General features: G+C 64.2%; 13 protein-coding genes. 6 read left to right on the forward strand and 7 right to left on the reverse strand.

The genetic code is table 11. The features are described from left to right. Nucleotides 1–33 precede the first annotated feature (33 nt). Nucleotides 34–1,701 carry a hypothetical protein gene (locus CHB96_RS24410; RefSeq protein WP_245866131.1) on the reverse strand — a complete coding sequence of 556 codons (1,668 nt, stop codon included), beginning with the start codon at nucleotides 1,699–1,701 and terminating at the stop codon, nucleotides 34–36. Between the two features lie 93 nt (nucleotides 1,702–1,794). Between CHB96_RS24410 and CHB96_RS24415 the strand changes: the two genes are divergently transcribed. After that, on the forward strand, nucleotides 1,795–2,286 hold the full coding sequence (locus CHB96_RS24415) for a SixA phosphatase family protein (RefSeq protein ID WP_089251205.1): 492 nt from the start codon (nucleotides 1,795–1,797) through the stop codon (nucleotides 2,284–2,286). Nucleotide 2,287: 1 nt separating this feature from the next. Here the strand turns inward: CHB96_RS24415 and CHB96_RS24420 are convergent, their stop codons facing one another. Continuing rightward, complete coding sequence (locus tag CHB96_RS24420; RefSeq protein WP_089251323.1) at nucleotides 2,288–2,491, reverse strand: hypothetical protein; 204 nt, start codon at nucleotides 2,489–2,491, stop codon at nucleotides 2,288–2,290. 52 nt (nucleotides 2,492–2,543) lie between these two features. Here CHB96_RS24420 and CHB96_RS24425 point away from each other — a divergent pair, with 52 nt between their 5' ends. Continuing rightward, nucleotides 2,544–3,206: a hypothetical protein gene (locus CHB96_RS24425; RefSeq protein WP_245866133.1), complete on the forward strand. Its 663-nt coding sequence runs from the start codon at nucleotides 2,544–2,546 to the stop codon at nucleotides 3,204–3,206. Here the strand turns inward: CHB96_RS24425 and CHB96_RS24430 are convergent. After that, a complete protein-coding gene (locus CHB96_RS24430) occupies nucleotides 3,199–4,035 on the reverse strand; it encodes a helix-turn-helix transcriptional regulator (RefSeq protein WP_089251207.1) in 837 nt (278 codons plus the stop codon). The genes CHB96_RS24425 and CHB96_RS24430 overlap by 8 nt on opposite strands. A gap of 102 nt (nucleotides 4,036–4,137) precedes the next feature. Between CHB96_RS24430 and CHB96_RS24435 the strand changes: the two genes are divergently transcribed. After that, nucleotides 4,138–5,133, forward strand: coding sequence for an aldo/keto reductase (locus tag CHB96_RS24435; protein WP_089251209.1), 996 nt, complete (start codon nucleotides 4,138–4,140; stop codon nucleotides 5,131–5,133). Here the strand turns inward: CHB96_RS24435 and CHB96_RS24440 are convergent. Then, on the reverse strand, nucleotides 5,112–6,113 hold the full coding sequence (locus CHB96_RS24440) for an MsnO8 family LLM class oxidoreductase (RefSeq protein ID WP_089251211.1): 1,002 nt from the start codon (nucleotides 6,111–6,113) through the stop codon (nucleotides 5,112–5,114). The genes CHB96_RS24435 and CHB96_RS24440 overlap by 22 nt on opposite strands. A gap of 155 nt (nucleotides 6,114–6,268) precedes the next feature. On the opposite strand from CHB96_RS24440, the gene CHB96_RS24445 reads away from it, so the two are divergent. Together CHB96_RS24445 and CHB96_RS24450 are read left to right on the forward strand one after the other, a co-directional pair. Then, nucleotides 6,269–6,637, forward strand: a complete 369-nt coding sequence (locus CHB96_RS24445) for a VOC family protein (protein WP_089251213.1) — start codon at nucleotides 6,269–6,271, stop codon at nucleotides 6,635–6,637. Nucleotides 6,638–6,737: 100 nt separating this feature from the next. Next, on the forward strand, nucleotides 6,738–8,360 hold the full coding sequence (locus tag CHB96_RS24450; protein WP_089251215.1) for a GMC oxidoreductase: 1,623 nt from the start codon (nucleotides 6,738–6,740) through the stop codon (nucleotides 8,358–8,360). Here CHB96_RS24450 and CHB96_RS24455 read toward each other — a convergent pair. After that, entirely contained in the window at nucleotides 8,357–9,970 is a 1,614-nt protein-coding gene (locus CHB96_RS24455; protein WP_089251217.1) for an alkaline phosphatase D family protein, read from the reverse strand. The genes CHB96_RS24450 and CHB96_RS24455 overlap by 4 nt on opposite strands. A gap of 109 nt (nucleotides 9,971–10,079) precedes the next feature. Between CHB96_RS24455 and CHB96_RS24460 the strand changes: the two genes are divergently transcribed. Then, a complete protein-coding gene (locus CHB96_RS24460) occupies nucleotides 10,080–10,496 on the forward strand; it encodes a VOC family protein (protein ID WP_089251219.1) in 417 nt (138 codons plus the stop codon). A 123-nt stretch (nucleotides 10,497–10,619) separates the two neighbouring features. On the opposite strand, the gene CHB96_RS24465 is transcribed toward CHB96_RS24460, so the two are convergent. After that, on the reverse strand, nucleotides 10,620–14,576 hold the full coding sequence (locus CHB96_RS24465; RefSeq protein ID WP_089251221.1) for a DNA-directed RNA polymerase subunit beta': 3,957 nt from the start codon (nucleotides 14,574–14,576) through the stop codon (nucleotides 10,620–10,622). A gap of 95 nt (nucleotides 14,577–14,671) precedes the next feature. Then, nucleotides 14,672–18,178, reverse strand: coding sequence for a DNA-directed RNA polymerase subunit beta (gene rpoB, locus CHB96_RS24470; protein ID WP_089251223.1), 3,507 nt, complete (start codon nucleotides 18,176–18,178; stop codon nucleotides 14,672–14,674). Nucleotides 18,179–19,204 lie beyond the last annotated feature (1,026 nt).

A 19,204-nucleotide genomic window follows, 5' to 3' on the forward strand; every position in this document is an offset into this window, starting at 1 on the left:
GTAGCAGGTCGCGGCGCGGATCAGGAAGCAGGATCAGCGGCGAACCGCGCGAGCTCGGTGCTGACGACCTCGGGTAGACCGTTGTTCTGCTCGCGTGCGGCAGTGAAGTACGTCGAGATGGTTGTACCCCTGCACGACGATCGGCCTGTCACCTGGATGGCCCGACGGAGGTAGGTCGATGCCGCCGCTGCCCTGCAACGTCAGAATCGGATTGCGGTCCACGCCGTCGCGGTGCAGCCGGTGTTCACGAATCGCGGTAGACCCGGATTGTGTGAGGTCGAACGTCAGTGCCGTCGGGAAATACCACTCCGTGAAGTCGAGCGGCGGCTCGGCAAGGCTTCGAGCGAGCTGCGAGATCGACGTGACCTCGCTGCTCGGATCGGTGTAACGCAGTGTCTGCTCGGATGCATCCAGTCTGTCGTAGTCGTTCCAGGTGTAGACGACGTTCGGATCGCCGTACACCGCAGGCGCCGCCTTGCGCGCATCGCCGAGAGTGCTGCCGATCACGGGAAGCGACTCCATGCCAGGGAGAGTCGGAAAAGCCTTGTCCACCACAGGTTGTGGGCCGATGAATCCCACACTCGCCTGGAGGAACCCGAAGGGCTGCGAGTTGTCGTCGAGCAGTGCCCCGAGTACGGCGTCGTTGGTGGCGTACAGCGACCGAACCGACGGGCTGCCCGTCGCCGCCATCGCCGCATCCTTCGACAACAGAACCCTCAGTGTCGCATCGATATTCGTGTTGTGCGGCAGTACGTCGACGAGACCGTTCACTCCGTCGGGATCGATCCTGGCAGCCACACCCGCCAACGCGAGCAGATTGGTGGTCTCGGGATTGATCACTGCAGGTAACCGGAGTACCGGCAGAGCCGTGTCGAGGCGACCGGTGAGGTCCGCGAGGGGATCGGCGATCGCCGCCGGAAGTTCCAGGTCCGGGATGCCACGTACCACCGGCGGCGTCCCGGCTTTCACGATGGTGTCGAGAGCGAAATATCCTGCGCACTGGTTGAATCCGGCGTCGTCGAGAGTCGCGGGGTCACCGTCGAAATCCCACTCCGCGAAATAGCCCGTCACGAAACCGCCGAGCGAATGACCGCCGCACAGCACCTTCTCCTTGCGCACCTGCTGGTCGGGCAATTCGATCCTCAGCAGGTCGTACTGGTCGCGCAGCGTCTGTTCGAGGCCTTGGTTCGCGAGCCACGTTGTCGCGGCGCCGTCGGCGAAACCGGCGAACGTTCGGCCCTCGATCTCGGAGCCGCCGTAGTAGTAGTCCGACGCGACCGACAGATCGTTCGCCGCCAGCGCGGCCTGCGTACCGGTATGGTCCTCGAGGCAATTCGACCGCCGGTCCAGCGCCCAGAACTCGATGTGCGAACCCGCCGCCGCGGCCGCCGACACCGTATTGCGCGCGACCGATTCGAACGCACCCGCACCCTCGAAGATGCCGGGCTGCGCCACCAGGATTCGATCGGCCTCTGCGGAATCCGCAGGCCCGTCGACCGAGCGCCAGCGTAGGTAGGACAGATAGTCGCACTCAGGCGGGTGCGGAAGTGAGTCAGGAGGCAACGGGGCGAACACCGAGACCACCGAAGCCGCGACATCGGTGACAGGCGAACTCGACTCGACGGACGACTCCGACCTGGTCGGCGCCGCCGCCACGGGCACGCTTCCCATTACGAACAACAGCACCGTTCCCACTGCCACAGACACAAGTCTCCGCATGTCTCCCCCTCGCTCGCGGGACACACTAGAACAGGCCACCGACACGGTCAGGAGAACGCAGATACGTTATGAACCATGACAAAAACGATCGTCCTGATGCGGCACGGCAAATCCGGATACCCCGAGGGCACCCCGGATCACGATCGGCCGCTCGCCGAGCGGGGACAACGTGAAGCCGGGCTGGCCGGGCAGTGGATCACCGAGCACATCGGCACGGTCGACGCAGTGCTGTGCTCGACGGCGACACGCACACGCGAGACCCTCACGGCCACGAAGATCGACGCACCGGTGACCTACGAGGAACGCCTGTACGGGGCGTCACCGGAGGAAATCATCGACGAGATCGCGCTGACCGACGACGCGGTGTCGACGCTCTTGGTCGTCGGGCATGCTCCTGGAATACCGTTCACTGCACTGGAATTGGGCGAAGCCACCGGATCGCAGGCCGCGATCGAGATCGGCCGCAAATTCCCGACGTCGGCGATCGCGGTCATCACCTTCGACACACCGTGGTCGGAACTCGGCCGCGGCACCGGGGAGCTGACGAACTTCCACGTGCCGAGGTAGGTCAGCTCTTCAGCTTGGCCACGACGAAACCGACGACGCCGAGCGCGATGAGCAGCAACAGCGCGGTGCCGAAACCGGCGAGCCACCAGACCAGCGCGAAGATCACCAGCGCGGGTGCTGCGGCGATCAAAGCAATGCCAGGGCTCTCACGCACCGTCTCCAGCGCGGACTGAGCATGAACGCGGTCGAGCTTCTTGCCTGCCATGTCGAGCACCTCTCCTGCGACTGATTTGTCCTGGTTCTTCACAGTAGCGCGCATGCGAAGAACTGGTGCCGACGGAACATGTGCGGCATCCTTGCTCTTCGGACCTGACGGCACATGCGCGAAGGGGGAACTGTTGCTTGCGGACGGACAGGAACTGGATCCGGGAAATCCCGTACTGATCACGATTGCGGTGTGCGAGGTCGGTTTCTGGGTGATCGTGCTGGGCGGATTGGCCCTGCGATACCTCGCCCGACTACGGCGGACCAGCACGTTCGTACTCGCACTCCTACCGGTGCTCGACATCGTGTTGATCGTCGCGGTCGCACTCGACCTGCATCGAGGTGGCGAGGTCGGCTTCGCGCACCGTCTGGCAGGCATCTACCTCGGATGGACGATCATGTTCGCCCATTCCACCGTCACCTGGCTCGACGTCCGCTTCGCGCACCGATTCGCCGGCGGGCCTGCTCCGATCAAGCCACCGAAGCAGGGTCCCGCCGCATACAGTCGCGAGATAAGAAGTTTCGTGAAATGGCTCGGCGCAGCGGCGATCGCACTCGTCATCACGTTCGGCCTCGCAGCAACCGTCGCCGACGACGAGCAGGCCGCAGCCCTGAAGGACGTCGTGCAACCCATCGGCATCATCACGGCGATCTGGTTCGTCACCGCTCCGCTGTGGGTGCGAGGCAGGAGGAACGAGCAGTCGTCGACTAGCTGAATGCCTGCGTGCCGATGACCCTGAGCAGTTCGAACTTCTCGCGGGCATCGGTTCCGGGGAGCGGCGAGTAGACCATGAGGTGCTGGCCTTCCTTCTGCGTCGCGAGGGTTTCGCAGTGCACCGCGACGACGCCGACGTCCGGATGCACGAATCGCTTGACCGCCGACGCCTTGAACGCGACTCGATGCTCGCTCCAGACCTTCTCGAATTCCTCGCTCTCCGCACGTAACCGCTGCACGAGGTTCACGATCTCCGCCTCACCGGACCGACGCGCGGACACCGCACGCAGATCGGCAACATGCTTGTGCGCCATGGCATCCCAGTCGTCCTCGACGAAGCCCCGCCGGGCCGTCGGATCCATGAAGAACCTCCAGACCACGAATCGATCCAAGCCCGTGTAGTCCGGCACGCCACCGGACAACGCGTCGAACATGGCGTTGTAGGCGAGAATCTCGCCGAGGTCGGTCACCACCAACGCCGGGGTGTCGTCGAGCTTGGTCAGTAGATGCATCAGACCGGGCCCGACGTGTTTGTCCCCGCCGACCCGTGTCGGAGGCGCCTGACCGGCGAGAATGTAGAGGTGGTCGCGCTCGTCGTCGTCGAATCGCAGTGCCCGGGCGAGCGACCCCAGAATCTGTGTCGACGGGTGCGGACCACGCCCCTGCTCGAGCCGCGTGTAGTAGTCGGTGGACATCCCCGCCAGCAGAGCTACCTCGTCGCGTCGTAACCCGGGTGTCCGCCGCCGTACCCCGGGCGCGACACCGACGTCGGCGGGCGTCAGCAGTTCACGGCGTCGGCGAAGGAAGTCTGCGAGTTGGTCTCGTTCCACGTGGTTCAGTGTGCTCTTCTCGGACGGGCCCAGCCAGGGATCGGCAGTCCCACGACAAGCGCTCTCTGCCGCGCGGACGACTTTCGGAGAACTGTGGACCGCATGAACACGACACGACTCGGAAAAAGTGGACCCACCGTCTCGCGCATCGGCCTCGGCGCCATGGGCATGTCCGGCGCGTACGGCGCATCGGATGAAGCGGAATCGATTCGCACGATTCATGCCGCCATCGACGCGGGCGTCGACCTGATAGATACAGGCGACTTCTATGGAGCCGGCCACAACGAGATGCTGATCGGGCGTGCGCTGAAGGAACGGAACCGCGACGATGTCACGTTGTCGGTCAAGTTCGGCGCGCTGCGCGGTCCCGACGGCAGCTGGCTCGGATTCGACGGTCGCCCGGAAGGATTGAAGAGCGCACTCGGCTATTCGTTGCAGCGCCTCGGCGTCGACCATGTCGACATCTACCGGCCCGCGCGCTTGGATCCGAACGTGCCGATCGAGGACACCGTCGGCGCCATCAAGGACATGGTCGACGCCGGATACGTGCGGCATATCGGTTTGTCCGAAATAGGCAGCGCGACACTACGCCGCGCCGCGGCGGTACATCCCATCAGCGACCTGCAGATCGAATATGCCTTGGTGTCTCGCGGTATCGAGGCGGACATTCTGCCGACGGCTCGGGAACTCGGCGTCGGAATCACGGCGTACGGCGTTCTGTCACGCGGGTTGCTCAGTGATACCTTCCGCAGCGAGAAGCCTTTGGCTGCAGACGATTTCCGCGCGCACAGCCCGCGCTTTCAGGGTGAGAATCTGCAGCGTAACCGCGCGCTGGTGGAGGTGCTCGCGACGCTGGCCGACGAGCGCGGGGTGTCCGTTGCACAGCTCGCCATTGCGTGGATACTCAGCCGGGGCGACGACATCGTTCCGGTGATCGGAGCGCGGACCGTCGCACGCTTGTCCGAAACGCTTGCGGCGCTGAATGTCTCCCTGTCGCCCCAAGAAGTGTCCCGCATCGAGAAGGCTGTACCCGCCGACGCGGTGTCCGGAGCCCGATACGCAGAAGCCCAGATGGCTCAGCTCGACAGCGAGGCCTGAAAAAGCGTCATGAGGGCGGCATCCGCGTCGTACAGCGCTTGTCGGTCGTAGGTCGACGTGGAGGCGAGGATCTCGTCGGCGCCGGTTCTCTCGATCAGTCGATCGAGTTGTGTCGCAACCATATCCGGCGTGCCGTGCAGTCCCGCCGATAGAGACTTTTCGACGCGGTCTCGCATGCGCGCCGGGGCCGCGTCGAGATCGATGTTCGACGGTTTCGTCAGGGGCGGAAATTCGCCGGTTCGTCGTGACTGCGCCAAGGCCCATGCCTCGGACAGGACCAGTTCGCGGGCTTTCTCTGCAGTGTCGGCAATGGTGATGTCCAGAGACACGATGACCGTCGGCGCCGGATTGTCCTCGGTCGGACGGAAATGACGCCGATATGCATCCAGTGCCGTGCCGTCCCCCTGCAGGATAGGGCCGCCGACGACGACGGGCAGCCCGGCCTCGGCCGCGACCTTCAGTCCCTGCCCCGTCGCGAGAACGTAGATCGGCGGCGGCGGCACCGCAGGCCTCACCGTGACCGGACCGGTGCCGGCCAGGTAACCGCGCAGCTCTGTCAGGTCGTCGGCGAAAGTGTCCGCGGCACCGGAACGGAGGGCTGCGCGGACGGGTTCGGTGAACCCGAGCGACCGGCCGAGGCCCGCATCGACGCGCCCGGGATAGAGGGCTTCGAGCATCGCGAACTGCTCGGCGACCACGAACGGCTGATGATTGGGCAACATGACGCCGCCCGACCCGAGCCGGATCCGTGACGTGCGAGCCCCGATCGCAGCAAGCAGCACCGGCGGCGCCCCACTCGCGATACCGGGAACACCGTGATGCTCCGCGACCCAGAATCGGTGGAAGCCGAGCCGTTCTGCGTGGATGGCACGGTCGATCGTCGCGGTCAGGGCATCTGCGTCGGCGAATCCCTCGCGGGTTCGGGAGCGATCGAGAATGGACGGAAGCACACCACTCCCAACCAGGGACGCGTCGGGCATATTTCTCGCCCCTACGTGCATGGAAATACATAGCAGGCTATGTATTTCCATGCACGTGCGCGCAGCGCCTATCGAATTTTCGTGAAGCGGACCGAATGTGTCCTCGATTCGGATCAGACTGAACCTCGACAACGAACCGATCGAGGGAGAACGCCATGGACATCAAGATCGAACTCATCATGATTCCCGTAACCGACGTGGACCGGGCCAAGAATTTCTACACCAGCATCGGATTCAACGCCGACTACGACGAGCGCCCGATGGACGGAATCCGCTTCGTGCAGCTGACACCGCCCGGGTCGGCGTGTTCCATCGCGATCGGCGAAGGCATCACCAAGGCGACACCGGGCAGCGTCGAAGGCATGCAGGTGGTAGTCGACGACGCCGAGAAGGCACGCAATCACCTCGTCGCGGCAGGGCTCGAGATCGACCCCGTCGTCGACATGGGCTGGGGGAAGTTCGTGTTCTTCGCCGACCCCGACGGCAACAAGTGGGCGGTGCAGGAGTTGCCGAAGCACCCATGACCTGCGGAGGGCGGTGTTTCCGAACCTGTGGTCGCTTTTTGTCCCCCACTTAGGGAAGAATGTCCGTCGGGTCGGGGACGAGTGCAGGGGACGAATCGAAGTGAAACGCAGGCAACTGCTTCAACTGGCAGCAGCGGGACTGGTCGGGTTGGCCGCGCCGCCTCTGGTTTCGGCGTCGCGCGCGGGAGCGATCCCCATCGGCATCGGTTCGATCCGCAACCTCGTTCCCGAGGTGTTCGCCGACCCGCCTCGTCCGCCGGACCACTCGTCCGTCATCGTCGTCGGATCGGGCTTCGGAGCAAGTGCAGCAGCGCTGCGGCTCGCTCAGGCAGGCCGTCAGGTCACCGTTCTCGAGCGCGGTCTCCGCTGGCCTCGCGACCCGTGGCGCGAGATCTTCACCGCGGACATGACGGCCGACGGCCGCGGTCTGTGGCGTCAGGGGTCGTTCACCAACATCACCGGTCTGCCAGTCGGGCCCGTCGACCACTTCGGTGGCGTCCTCGACACGACGCGCTTCGAGAATCTGTCGGTGTGGCGCGGCGCTGCCGTCGGTGGCGGATCCATCGTCTACACCGGCGTCACCATCGCCCCCGACAAGCGCTTCTTCGACATGTCCTTCGGCGGCCGCCTGTCGTACGACGAGATGGCCGCCACCTGGTACCCCAAGGCACGCTCGATGCTGCTGCCGTCGACCATCCCCGCCGATATCTACAACAGTCCGAACTTCGCACATTCACGCACGTGGGACGACCATGCCCGACGCGCAGGCTTCTCGCCCGAAGCCGTCGACGGCAACTGGAACTGGAACGTCCTGCGCGACGAGATGTCCGGACGGTCGCGTCCGTCGGCGACCGTCGGCGCCAGCACGTTCGGCAACAGCAACGGCGCCAAGCATGACCTGACGCAGAACTACATCCCGCAAGCCGAGGGCACCGGCAACGCACTGGTTGCGCACAGCCACGAGGTCGCCGCGATCGGCACCGAATCCGGTGGTCGCTACCGCGTCGAGGTCCGACGCGTCGACCCCGAGGGCAACGTCGTCGAGACTCGGACGTTGACGTGCGACAAGCTGGTCCTGGGCGCAGGGTCCATCGGCACCACCGAACTGCTGCTGCGTGCGCAGGCGACCGGCGCGCTGGGCAATTTGAACGAATTCGTCGGTCGCGGCTTCGGAACCAACGGCGATGCGTCGATGACTCGGTCACTCGGTCCCGCGAACGGCGGCCCGCAGGGTGTGCCGTGTGCGTCGCGCATCGTCGACGAGTCCGGGCTCCCCCTGACCGTCGAGAACTGGTACGTCCCAGGCGTTCCGTGGGATCTCGGGTTCCTCGGCTCGCTCGGTATGACGATCGACCCACTGCGCGCGAACTTCTCGTACAACGCCGCAACCGATTCGATGTCGCTGTCCTGGCCGCAGGGAGGCAGCCGCGATACCGTGGAAGCCCTTCGCGCAGTGCAGAATCGGATGGCCGACGCCGGCGGAACCGTCGTATCCGCGGAGCCGTTCACCCGCGACGTCGACGACACCTTCACCGCGCATCCGCTCGGCGGTGCTGTGCTCGGTGACGTCACCGACTCCTACGGGCGCGTCAAGGGTCACGACGGGTTGTACGTCGTCGACGGCGCCCTGATCCCCGGCAGCACGGGCGCCGCCAACCCGTCACTGACCATCACCGCATTGGCCGAGCGCAACGTCGCCCGCATGATCGCCGACGGGCGCTAGTCCAACTGGATTTCGGGCCTGCCATCGGGAACTGTGACGGTCGCTGCGGTGCGGACGGGGTGCCCCGGCGTCGATACCGCGTCGAGAACCCTTGCCTCCGAACGCCATTCACTCGGAGTCAACGTTCCACGCAGGTAGCCGCGTCGCGCATTGCCGAATTTCACGTGCGGCGACCCGTTCGCGATGGCGGCACCTGTCGTGTCCACGTCGGCACCATCCTTGCCCGACGCGATCGACGTCGTCGCGATCTCGACTCCGACGACCGGTGAGACCTGATCCTGGTAGTCACGCCGTAGCTCGGACACGATCGTTCGGTGGATGTCGCCGACGATCGACGCCACGTTCGTAGTGCCGCGATCCTTGGCTCCGTCCAGGATGCGGTGACGCGACGCTTCGTAGCCGCTCCACGGATCCATGCCCACCTTCCTGTCCGCATCCAGCCCCCGTGCGAGATCCGAGATGACCGTCTGGTGCGCAAGGAATTTCCACTTCGACGGCGAGGAGAACCCGTCGAGGATCCATTGCTCCTGCTCGGCGCCCGTGATGGTGCGCGACGGGTCTGCGGTCTCGGCGTTCTGGGCGTGCTCCGTGTCGCCGTTCGCCTGATCACTGCGATACTGGCGGGTGTCCAGGACGGAGAAGTCGACGAGATCGCCGAAGCTGAACCGACGGTAGACCTTCATGTCCGGCCCGTTCGGACGGAGGTTCGCGCGCACAGGGGTGTTCTCCCACCAGGCCTTGAACGCGTCCGCTCTTCGGAGAAGAAATTGTGTTGGGTCGTCGTCGTCCTGACTGATCTGCGATGCCCAGTTGTTGTCGACTTCGTGGTCGTCGAACGTCGTGACGAACGGCGCCGACGCGTGTGCAGCGGCCAAGTTCTCATCGGCCTTGTACATCGCGTATCGATCACGATAGTCGTTGATCTGCATGGTTTCTCGCGCCGCAGACTCAGTTCTGGGCTGTCCAGCGCGAGCACCCTCGTCCTTGATCGCGTACTCGTAGATGTAGTCACCGAGGAAGAACACGACATCGAGATTCGACGACGCCAGGTCCTTGTACGCGTCGAAGAATCCGTCTTCCCACTTCTGGCACGATGCCCAGGCGAAGTCCAGCCTGCTGAGCGGTTGACCAAGTGCTGGAGCGGTTTTCGTGCGTCCGACTGTGCTGGCATGGGGTCCGACAAGGAAACGATAGAAATATTCGCGCCCGGGCTCGAGGCCTTTGACATCGACATGAACGGACCAACCGTCGAATTCCGTTGCAAGCTCGACGCCTTGCGTGATGATGCGCGCGAATCGGTCGTCGGCCGCAATCTGCCACTGCACCGGAACCACACCTGGAGTCATACCACCCAGCGGCGCAAAGGGATTCGTTGCCAGTCGCGTCCACAGCACCACCGAGTCGGGAAGCGGATCGCCCGACGCGACGCCCAACCGGAACGGATAGTCGGGTGGCACCACCGACTGCGCCGATGCGCTGGCCGGGTTCAGTGCAGGCGTGAACGCCAACGCGCCGACCAGCGCACTCCACGTCAGGAATTGCCGGCGCGTCGATCCCCCACGGAGGGAGATGTCCGAGCCGATGGCTATGTCGTTTCCTCGTCTCACCATCGTTCGAGGGTCTCCCGACGCGGTCAACGTGAGCCGTCATCGAAGAGACTTACACATGAACCGATCACGAAGGGCCGTAGTTGTCCGCAATCGACGGCACTATGGCTCCATGACCACACCAGACCATTCGGGATCTCAGATCGACCACCTCAACATCGGCGTCGCAGATCTGGATGCCAGCGCCGACTTCTACCGTGCGGCACTCGCACCGCTCGGTATCACCGAGATCATGCGTGTACCCCCGGGGCCCGATCAGCTCACCATGATCGCGTTCGGCTGGGCAGACCGGAAGCCGTTCTTCTGGATCGTCGACGCACCGGGCTCACGGATCGGCCCGCACACGCACCTCGCATTCACCGCCGGGAGCCACGACGAGGTCGACGCCTTCCACGCGGCAGCTGTGTCCGCCGGGGCCGTCGAACTCCGTCCGCCCGGCCTGCAGCCGGAGTACCACGCGGAGTATTATGGCGCCTTCGTCCGAGACCTCAACGGCATCGATCTCGAGGCGGTCTGTCACCACTCCTGACGCGAAAAGCCCCGCATCCCAGAAGGATGCGGGGCTTTCGGTCGTGAGTGGAAATGTATAGCGGACAGGAGTGGAGCCTGCGGAACGACCCTTGAGCGCTATACATTTCCACTCACGTGGGCTTTATCTGTACTCGTTCGAGAAACCGTAGTCGTCGAGCGGCACTGCAGCACCGGTGTTCTGGCCGAAGCCGTCCGGGCTGTAGTACTGATCGTCGTACGACGGCACCGCGTACGCCGCGGCACGTGCCTCTTCGGTCGGCTGAACCGTGATGTTGCGGTAACGGTTGATACCGGTACCAGCGGGGATCAGCTTACCGATGATCACGTTCTCCTTGAGACCGATGAGCTTGTCGCTGCGGGTGTTGATGGCCGCATCGGTGAGCACACGAGTGGTCTCCTGGAAGGACGCTGCCGACAGCCACGAATCGGTTGCCAGCGATGCCTTGGTGATGCCCATCAGGACCGGACGTCCGGCTGCGGGCTCGCCACCTTCGGACACGACGCGACGGTTCGACGCCTCGAATTCGCTGCGCTCGGTCAAGGAACCGGGCAGGAACTCGGTGGAGCCGGAGTCGATGATCGTGACGCGACGGAGCATCTGGCGCACGATCGTCTCGATGTGCTTGTCGTGAATCGACACACCCTGCGACCGGTACACCTCCTGGACCTCGTTCACCAGGTGGATCTGAACCTGGCGAGGACCCATCACGCGCAGAACCTCGTGCGGATCGGCAGCACCTTCCATGAGCTGCTGGCCGACCTCGACGTGGTCACCGTCCGCCAGAAGGCGCTCGGTGCCGTCGTCGTGCTTGAAGACACGCAGACGCTGACGCTTCGAGAGCTTGTCGTAGACAACCTCTTCGCCGCCGTCGTCCGGGACGATGGTGATCTTGTAGAAACGATCGCCGTCCTCGAGCTGGATGCGTCCCGACACGTCCGCGATGGGAGCCTTGCCCTTCGGCACACGTGCCTCGAACAGCTCCTGCACACGAGGCAGACCACCGGTGATGTCATCTCCGGCGACACCACCCTGGTGGAAGGTACGCATGGTCAGCTGGGTACCGGGCTCACCGATCGACTGTGCGGCGACGATACCGACGGCCTCGCCGATGTCGACGAGCTTGCCGGTAGCCATCGAACGGCCGTAGCAGGTTGCGCAGACGCCGGTGCCGGTGGTGCAGGTGAGCACCGAACGGACCTTGACCTGTGTGATTCCTGCTTCGAGCAGTGCGTCGATGGCAGGGTCGCCCAGGTCGTGTCCACGCGAGACGATGACGTTGCCGCCCTCGTCCACTGCGTCGGCGGCCAGCGTACGAGCGTAGGTGCTGGTCTCGACGTGAGCGTCACGGATCATCGTGCCGTCGGCGAGCTTCTCGGCGATGGTCGTGTTGATGCCGCGCTCGGTGCCACAGTCGACCTCGCGAACGATGACGTCCTGCGACACGTCGACGAGACGACGCGTCAGGTAGCCCGAGTCGGCGGTACGAAGCGCCGTGTCGGCCAGACCCTTACGAGCACCGTGCGTGTTGATGAAGTACTCGAGGACCGTCAGGCCTTCCTTGAAGGAAGACTTGATCGGACGCGGGATGAACTCACCCTTCGGGTTGGTCACCAGACCCTTCATGCCGGCGAGCGACCGAACCTGAGTCATGTTTCCGGCTGCGCCGGACTTCACGATCATCGGGATCGGGTTGTCGTCGGGGAAGTGCGCCTCCATGGCCTTACCGACCTGCTCGGTCGCGTCCTGCCAGATCTTGACGAGAGCCGAGTTGCGCTCGACCTTGTCGAGAGCACCACGCTGGTACTTCTTCTCGATCTGATCGGCCTGAGCCTCGAACGTCTCCATGATCTGCGGCTTCTCCGGCGGCACGAGCACGTCGGAGATCGAGATGGTGACGCCCGAACGCGTGGCCCAGTAGAAGCCTGCGTCCTTGAGCTTGTCGACGGTCTGTGCGACGACGATCATCGGGTAGCGCTCGGCGAGATCGTTGATGATCGTTGCCTGACGCTTCTTCGGCATCTGCTCGTTGACGAACGGGTAGTCCGCCGGGAGCAGCTCGTTGAAGAGAACGCGTCCGAGGGTGGTCTCGGCGGTCCAGCCGTCGCCACGGTTCCAGCCGTTCGGGAACAGCTCTGCCTCGATGTCGCGCGGAGGACGCTGTGCGGTCAACCGCACACGGATCTGCGACTGCACGGTGAGTGCGCCACGATCCACGGCCATCTGAGCCTCGGCCGGCGACGAGTACGCACCGAACTCGGCTTCGTCGTTGGTGGCGTCGGCACGCTCACCCTTGGCACCCGGATCGAGGCGCGTCAGGTGGAACAGACCGGTGACCATGTCCAGACGCGGCATGGCGAGCGGACGGCCCGATGCAGGCGAGAGGATGTTGTTCGACGACAGCATCAGCACGCGTGCCTCGGCCTGTGCCTCGGCGGACAGCGGGAGGTGGACAGCCATCTGGTCACCGTCGAAGTCGGCGTTGAACGCCTCACACACGAGCGGGTGCAGCTGGATGGCCTTGCCCTCGACGAGCTGCGGCTCGAACGCCTGGATGCCCAACCGGTGCAGGGTAGGTGCACGGTTCAGCAGCACGGGGTGCTCGCCGATGACCTCTTCGAGGACGTCCCACACCTGCGGACGCTGACGCTCGACCATGCGCTTGGCCGACTTGATGTTCTGCGCGTGGTTCAGATCGACCAGACGCTTCATCACGAACGGCTTGAACAGCTCGAGAGCCATCAGCTTCGGCAGACCACACTGGTGCAGCTTCAGCTGCGGGCCGACGACGATGACCGAACGGCCCGAGTAGTCGACGCGCTTGCCGAGGAGGTTCTGACGGAAACGCCCCTGCTTGCCCTTGAGCAAGTCGGACAGCGACTTCAGCGGACGGTTACCCGGCCCGGTGACCGGACGTCCACGACGGCCGTTGTCGAACAGGGCGTCGACCGACTCCTGCAGCATCCGCTTCTCGTTGTTGACGATGATCTCGGGAGCACCGAGGTCGATCAGTCGCTTGAGGCGGTTGTTGCGGTTGATGACGCGGCGGTACAGATCATTGAGGTCGGACGTCGCGAAACGTCCACCGTCGAGCTGAACCATCGGACGAAGCTCCGGCGGGATGACCGGAACGGCGTCGAGGACCATGCCCATCGGCGAGTTGCGGCCGGCCTGGAACGCGGCGACGACCTTGAGACGCTTCAGCGCGCGAAGCTTCTTCTGGCCCTTGCCACTACGGATGGTCTCGCGCAGGATCTCTGCTTCGGCGTCGACGTCGAAGGTCTGCATGAGCTTCTGGATCGACTCGGCGCCCATGGCACCGGTGAAGTACTCGCCGTAGCGGTCGATGAGCTCGCGGTAGATGAGCTCGTCGACGATGAGCTGCTTCGGAGCCAGCTTGGTGAAGGTGTTCCAGATCTCCTCGAGACGATCCAGCTCACGCTGCGCGCGGTCACGGAGCTGACGCATCTCGCGCTCGCCGCCGTCCTTGACCTTGCGACGGACATCGGACTTCGCGCCCTCCGCCTCGAGCTCGGCGATGTCGGCTTCGAGCTTCTGCGCGCGAGCCTCCAGATCGGCGTCACGCTGATCTGCGACGGCCTTCTTCTCGACCTCCATCTCGGCCTCGAGCGTCGAGAGCTCGTTGTGACGGAGTTCGTCGTCGACCGTGGTGATGACGTAGGCAGCGAAGTAGATGATCTTCTCGAGATCCTTCGGAGCCAGGTCGAGCAGGTAGCCGAGGCGCGACGGGACGCCCTTGAAGTACCAGATGTGCGTGACGGGCGCAGCCAGTTCGATGTGGCCCATGCGCTCACGACGAACCTTGGCGCGAGTGACCTCGACACCACAGCGTTCGCAGATGATGCCCTTGAAGCGGACGCGCTTGTACTTACCGCAGTAGCACTCCCAGTCCCGAGTGGGGCCGAAGATCTTCTCGCAGAAGAGGCCGTCCTTCTCGGGCTTGAGCGTGCGGTAGTTGATGGTCTCCGGCTTCTTGACCTCGCCGTAGGACCACTGACGGATGTCGTCTGCAGTGGCGAGGCCAATGCGGAGTTCATCGAAGAAGTTGACGTCGAGCACGTAACTTCCTTTCCCCGTGATGGGTGTTGTGCCGAATCGAAAACAAGAACTATCGCCCCCGGGCCTGCATCACTGCAGGCCCGGGGACCGAAGAACTACTGGGCGAGGTCGTCGACCGTCGCAGCTTCGTTCCTGGAAAGGTTGATTCCCAGGTTGGCTGCTGCACGCTCGAGGTCTTCGTCGTCACCGTCGGCCATCGTGATGGCTGCGCCGTCCGAGGACAGCACCTCCACGTTGAGGCACAGCGACTGGAGCTCCTTGAGGAGAACCTTGAAGGACTCGGGAATGCCGGGCTCGGGGATGTTCTCGCCCTTGACGATGGCCTCGTACACCTTCACGCGGCCGACCACGTCGTCCGACTTGATGGTGAGGAGCTCCTGCAGCGTGTAGGCAGCGCCGTACGCCTGCATGGCCCAGCACTCCATCTCACCGAAGCGCTGACCACCGAACTGAGCCTTACCACCGAGGGGCTGCTGCGTGATCATCGAGTACGGCCCGGTCGAACGAGCGTGGATCTTGTCGTCGACCAAGTGGTGCAGCTTGATGATGTACATGTAGCCCACCGACACCGGGTACGGGAACGGCTCGCCGGAGCGGCCGTCGAACAACGTGGCCTTTCCGTCGGGTCCGACCATCTGCTCGCCGTCGCGGTTGGGGATGGTGCTCTCCAGCAGGCCGGCGAGCTGGTGCTCCTTGGCGCCGTCGAACACCGGAGTGGCGATGTTGCTGTCGGCAGGTGCCGCCAACATCTCCTCCGGCAGACGATCGGCCCAATCCGGCTTGGTGCCGTCCGCTGCGATCTGAACGTTCCAGCCGGTCTTGCCGATCCACCCGAGGTGGGTCTCCAGGACCTGGCCGATGTTCATACGACGCGGAACACCGTGCGTGTTCAGGATGATGTCGATCGGGGTGCCGTCGGGCAGGAACGGCATGTCCTCCTGCGGGAGGATCTTGCCGATGACGCCCTTGTTTCCGTGGCGGCCTGCGAGCTTGTCGCCGTCCTGGATCTTGCGCTTCTGCGCGACGTACACACGAACGAGCTCGTTGACGCCGGGAGGCAGATCGTCGTCGTCCTCGCGCGAGAACACGCGAATGCCGATGACCTTTCCGCTCTCGCCGTGAGGAACCTTGAGCGACGTGTCGCGAACCTCGCGTGCCTTCTCACCGAAGATCGCGCGCAGCAGGCGCTCTTCCGGGGTCAGCTCGGTCTCGCCCTTCGGCGTGACCTTTCCGACCAGCACGTCGCCGTCACGAACCTCGGCACCGATACGGATGATGCCGCGCTCGTCCAGGTCCGCGAGGACCTCGTCGGAGACGTTCGGGATGTCGCGAGTGATTTCCTCGGCACCGAGCTTGGTGTCGCGGGCATCGATCTCGTGCTCCTCGATGTGGATCGAGGTGAGAACGTCCTCTTCCACGAGGCGCTGCGACAGGATGATCGCGTCCTCGTAGTTGTGGCCTTCCCACGGCATGATCGCGAGCAGCAGGTTCTTGCCGAGCGCCATCTCACCGTTCTCGGTGCACGGGCCGTCGGCGAGGACCTGACCGGACTCGACGCGCTGACCCTCGTCCACGATCGGACGCTGGTTGGCGCACGTGCCCTGGTTGGAGCGCGCGAACTTACGCATGCGGTAGGTCTTGCGCGATCCGTCGTCGGCCATGACCGTGACGTAGTCGGCGGAGACCTCTTCGACGACACCGGTCTTCTCGGTGATGACGACGTCACCGGCATCGACAGCGGCACGCAGTTCCATGCCGGTACCGACGATCGGCGACTCGCTTCGCACCAGCGGGACGGCCTGACGCTGCATGTTCGCGCCCATGAGGGCACGGTTGGCGTCGTCGTGCTCGAGGAACGGAATCATCGCGGTAGCGACCGACACCATCTGGCGAGGCGACACGTCCATGTAGTCGATGTCGGCGGACGAGACGAACTCGACCTCTCCACCCTTACGACGGACGAGAATCTTGTCCTCGATGAAGCGACCCTCGTTGTCGACGAGCGAGTTCGCCTGCGCGAGCGTGTGGCGATCCTCTTCGTCGGCCGTGAGGTAATCGACCTCGTCGGTGACCTGGCCGTCGACGACCTTGCGGTACGGCGTCTCGATGAAGCCGAACGGGTTGACCCGCGCATACACCGACAGCGAACCGATCAGGCCGATGTTCGGGCCTTCAGGGGTCTCGATGGGGCACATGCGGCCGTAGTGCGACGGGTGAACGTCACGAACCTCGAGGCCGGCGCGCTCACGTGACAGACCACCGGGGCCGAGAGCCGACAGACGACGCTTGTGCGTCAGGCCCGACAGCGGGTTGTTCTGGTCCATGAACTGCGACAGCTGGGACGTTCCGAAGAACTCCTTGATCGCAGCGACGACGGGGCGGATGTTGATCAGGGTCTGCGGCGTGATCGCCTCGACGTCCTGAGTGGTCATACGCTCGCGCACGACGCGCTCCATGCGGGACAGGCCCACGCGGATCTGGTTCTGGATCAGCTCGCCGACGGTACGCAGACGACGGTTTCCGAAGTGGTCGATGTCGTCGACCTCGACGGGAACCTCGACGCCACCGGGAGCCGTCATCGAGGTCTCACCTGCGTGCAGACGCACGAGGTACTCGATGGTCGCGACAATGTCTTCCTCGGTGAGGGTCGACGCCACGATCGGCTGGCCGGAGTTGAGTCCGAGCTTCTTGTTGATCTTGTAACGGCCCACGCGAGCGAGGTCGTAGCGCTTGTCCTTGAAGAACAGGTTCTCCAGGAGCGTCTGTGCGCTCTCCTTCGTGGGCGGCTCGCCCGGACGCAGCTTGCGGTAGATGTCGAGGAGTGCCTCGTCGGTACCGGCAGTGTTGTCCTTCTCGAGCGTGGCCATCAGGATCTCGGAGAAGCCGAAGCGCTCCGTGATCTGCTCGGTGGTCCAGCCGAGAGCCTTCAGCAGCACCGTGACGGGCTGGCGACGCTTACGGTCGATACGAACACCGACGGTGTCGCGCTTGTCGACGTCGAACTCGAGCCATGCACCACGGCCGGGAATGACCTTGACGCTGTGCAGGTCCTTCTCCGTCGTCTTGTCGACCGTGTGGTCGAAGTAGACGCCGGGCGAACGAACGAGCTGCGAGACGACGACACGCTCGGTGCCGTTGATGATGAACGTGCCCTTGTCGGTCATCATGGGGAAATCGCCCATGAACACCGTCTGGCTCTTGATCTCACCGGTGTTGTTGTTGATGAACTCGGCGGTGACGAACAGCGGAGCTGCGTACGTCATGTCCTTGTCCTTGCACTCGTCCTGCGAGGCCTTGACCTCGTCGAACCGTGGGTCGGAGAAAGACAGGGACATGGAGCCCGAGAAATCCTCGATCGGAGAAAGTTCCGTCAGGATGTCCTCGAGACCACCGGAGACCTCACCGTCACCGCGCGCGGCGGCACGGTCGCGCCAGCTCTGCGCGCCTACCAGCCATTCGAAAGAGTCTGTCTGTACATCGAGGAGACCGGGTACCTCCAACGGTTCGCGAATATTCGCGAACGAAACCCTCCTCGGGGCTCCCGGTGTTCCGACAACTGCCTTGGTCTGGCTAGAGACTGCCAAGATGCGTCCTTCCAGCACCTCACGCGGGCCGCTCGTGCAGTGCGACCGCCGCTGTATCTGCTTGCTATATGTGGGGCGAATTCGCTGGTCACAACCAGACCGAATCCCCACCGCAATCTCTTCGAAGCTTTCACTTCGCAGACACAGCAATCGAGAGGTGGACAGGAGGCAGCCAGCGCAACGTCCAAAGGTACCCCACATCGGCGCAGAGCGCAACAGGGGCATCAAAAGTAGCACCCGAGATGGAAACCTGCGTGGCGCTCGAGAGCGGCGTGTCGCGGGTCTGCGAGATCGGTCCTCCCGATCGCTGCGGGGTGCTTTCGAGGACAAGAGTGACCCCTGCGCGCGCGTGCGTCAAGAGGGACGGCAAACCGTTTACCCACCGATAGCCGAGCCCACCTGATCCGCACACGAACATCGGCACCGGTCGGTTCGCGCTCCGGACGTCGAACCGACGGCGTCCCGGGCGGGGCCGGGCGGGTCTGGGCTTACGGACCGGGCCTCAGGGACCGGGCTCAGGGACCCGGGATTAGGGACCGAATGCCTCATCCGGTCACTTGAAGTGACCAAAGGACGCCCTCGATCACCCCGAGGGTCACCCGGCGGTCACCCAGGCGGCCCGCACATCCGGAGCGAATGCCCCATCCGGTCACTTGTAGTTACCGAAGGACGCCCTCGGTCACCCCGAGGGCCACCCGGCGGTCACCCAGGGCGGCCCACACATCCAGAGCGAATGCCCCATCCGGTCACTTGGAGTTACCGAAGGACGCCCTCGGTCACCCCGAAGGAAGCCCTCGGTCACCCCGGGCGCCACCCTAGGCCACCCGAAGCCGCTCGACCAGCCAGGAATGTCGGAATTCGTTGCGCGACAACGCATCCCTGTGACCAGCGAAATACAGTGCACTGCACCATGTTTCGCAGCACCATCCCGCATTCCACCACTCCCCGAACATCGGGGACAGTTGAAATCTGTACCTTGTCAACGGATATCGAGACATCGGTGCACGCTCCGACTTTCCTATGGCGGTTCGTGTCGGAGTCTGG

The sequence above is a fragment of the Rhodococcoides kyotonense genome, assembly GCF_900188125.1.
Taxonomy (GTDB): domain Bacteria; phylum Actinomycetota; class Actinomycetes; order Mycobacteriales; family Mycobacteriaceae; genus Rhodococcoides; species Rhodococcoides kyotonense.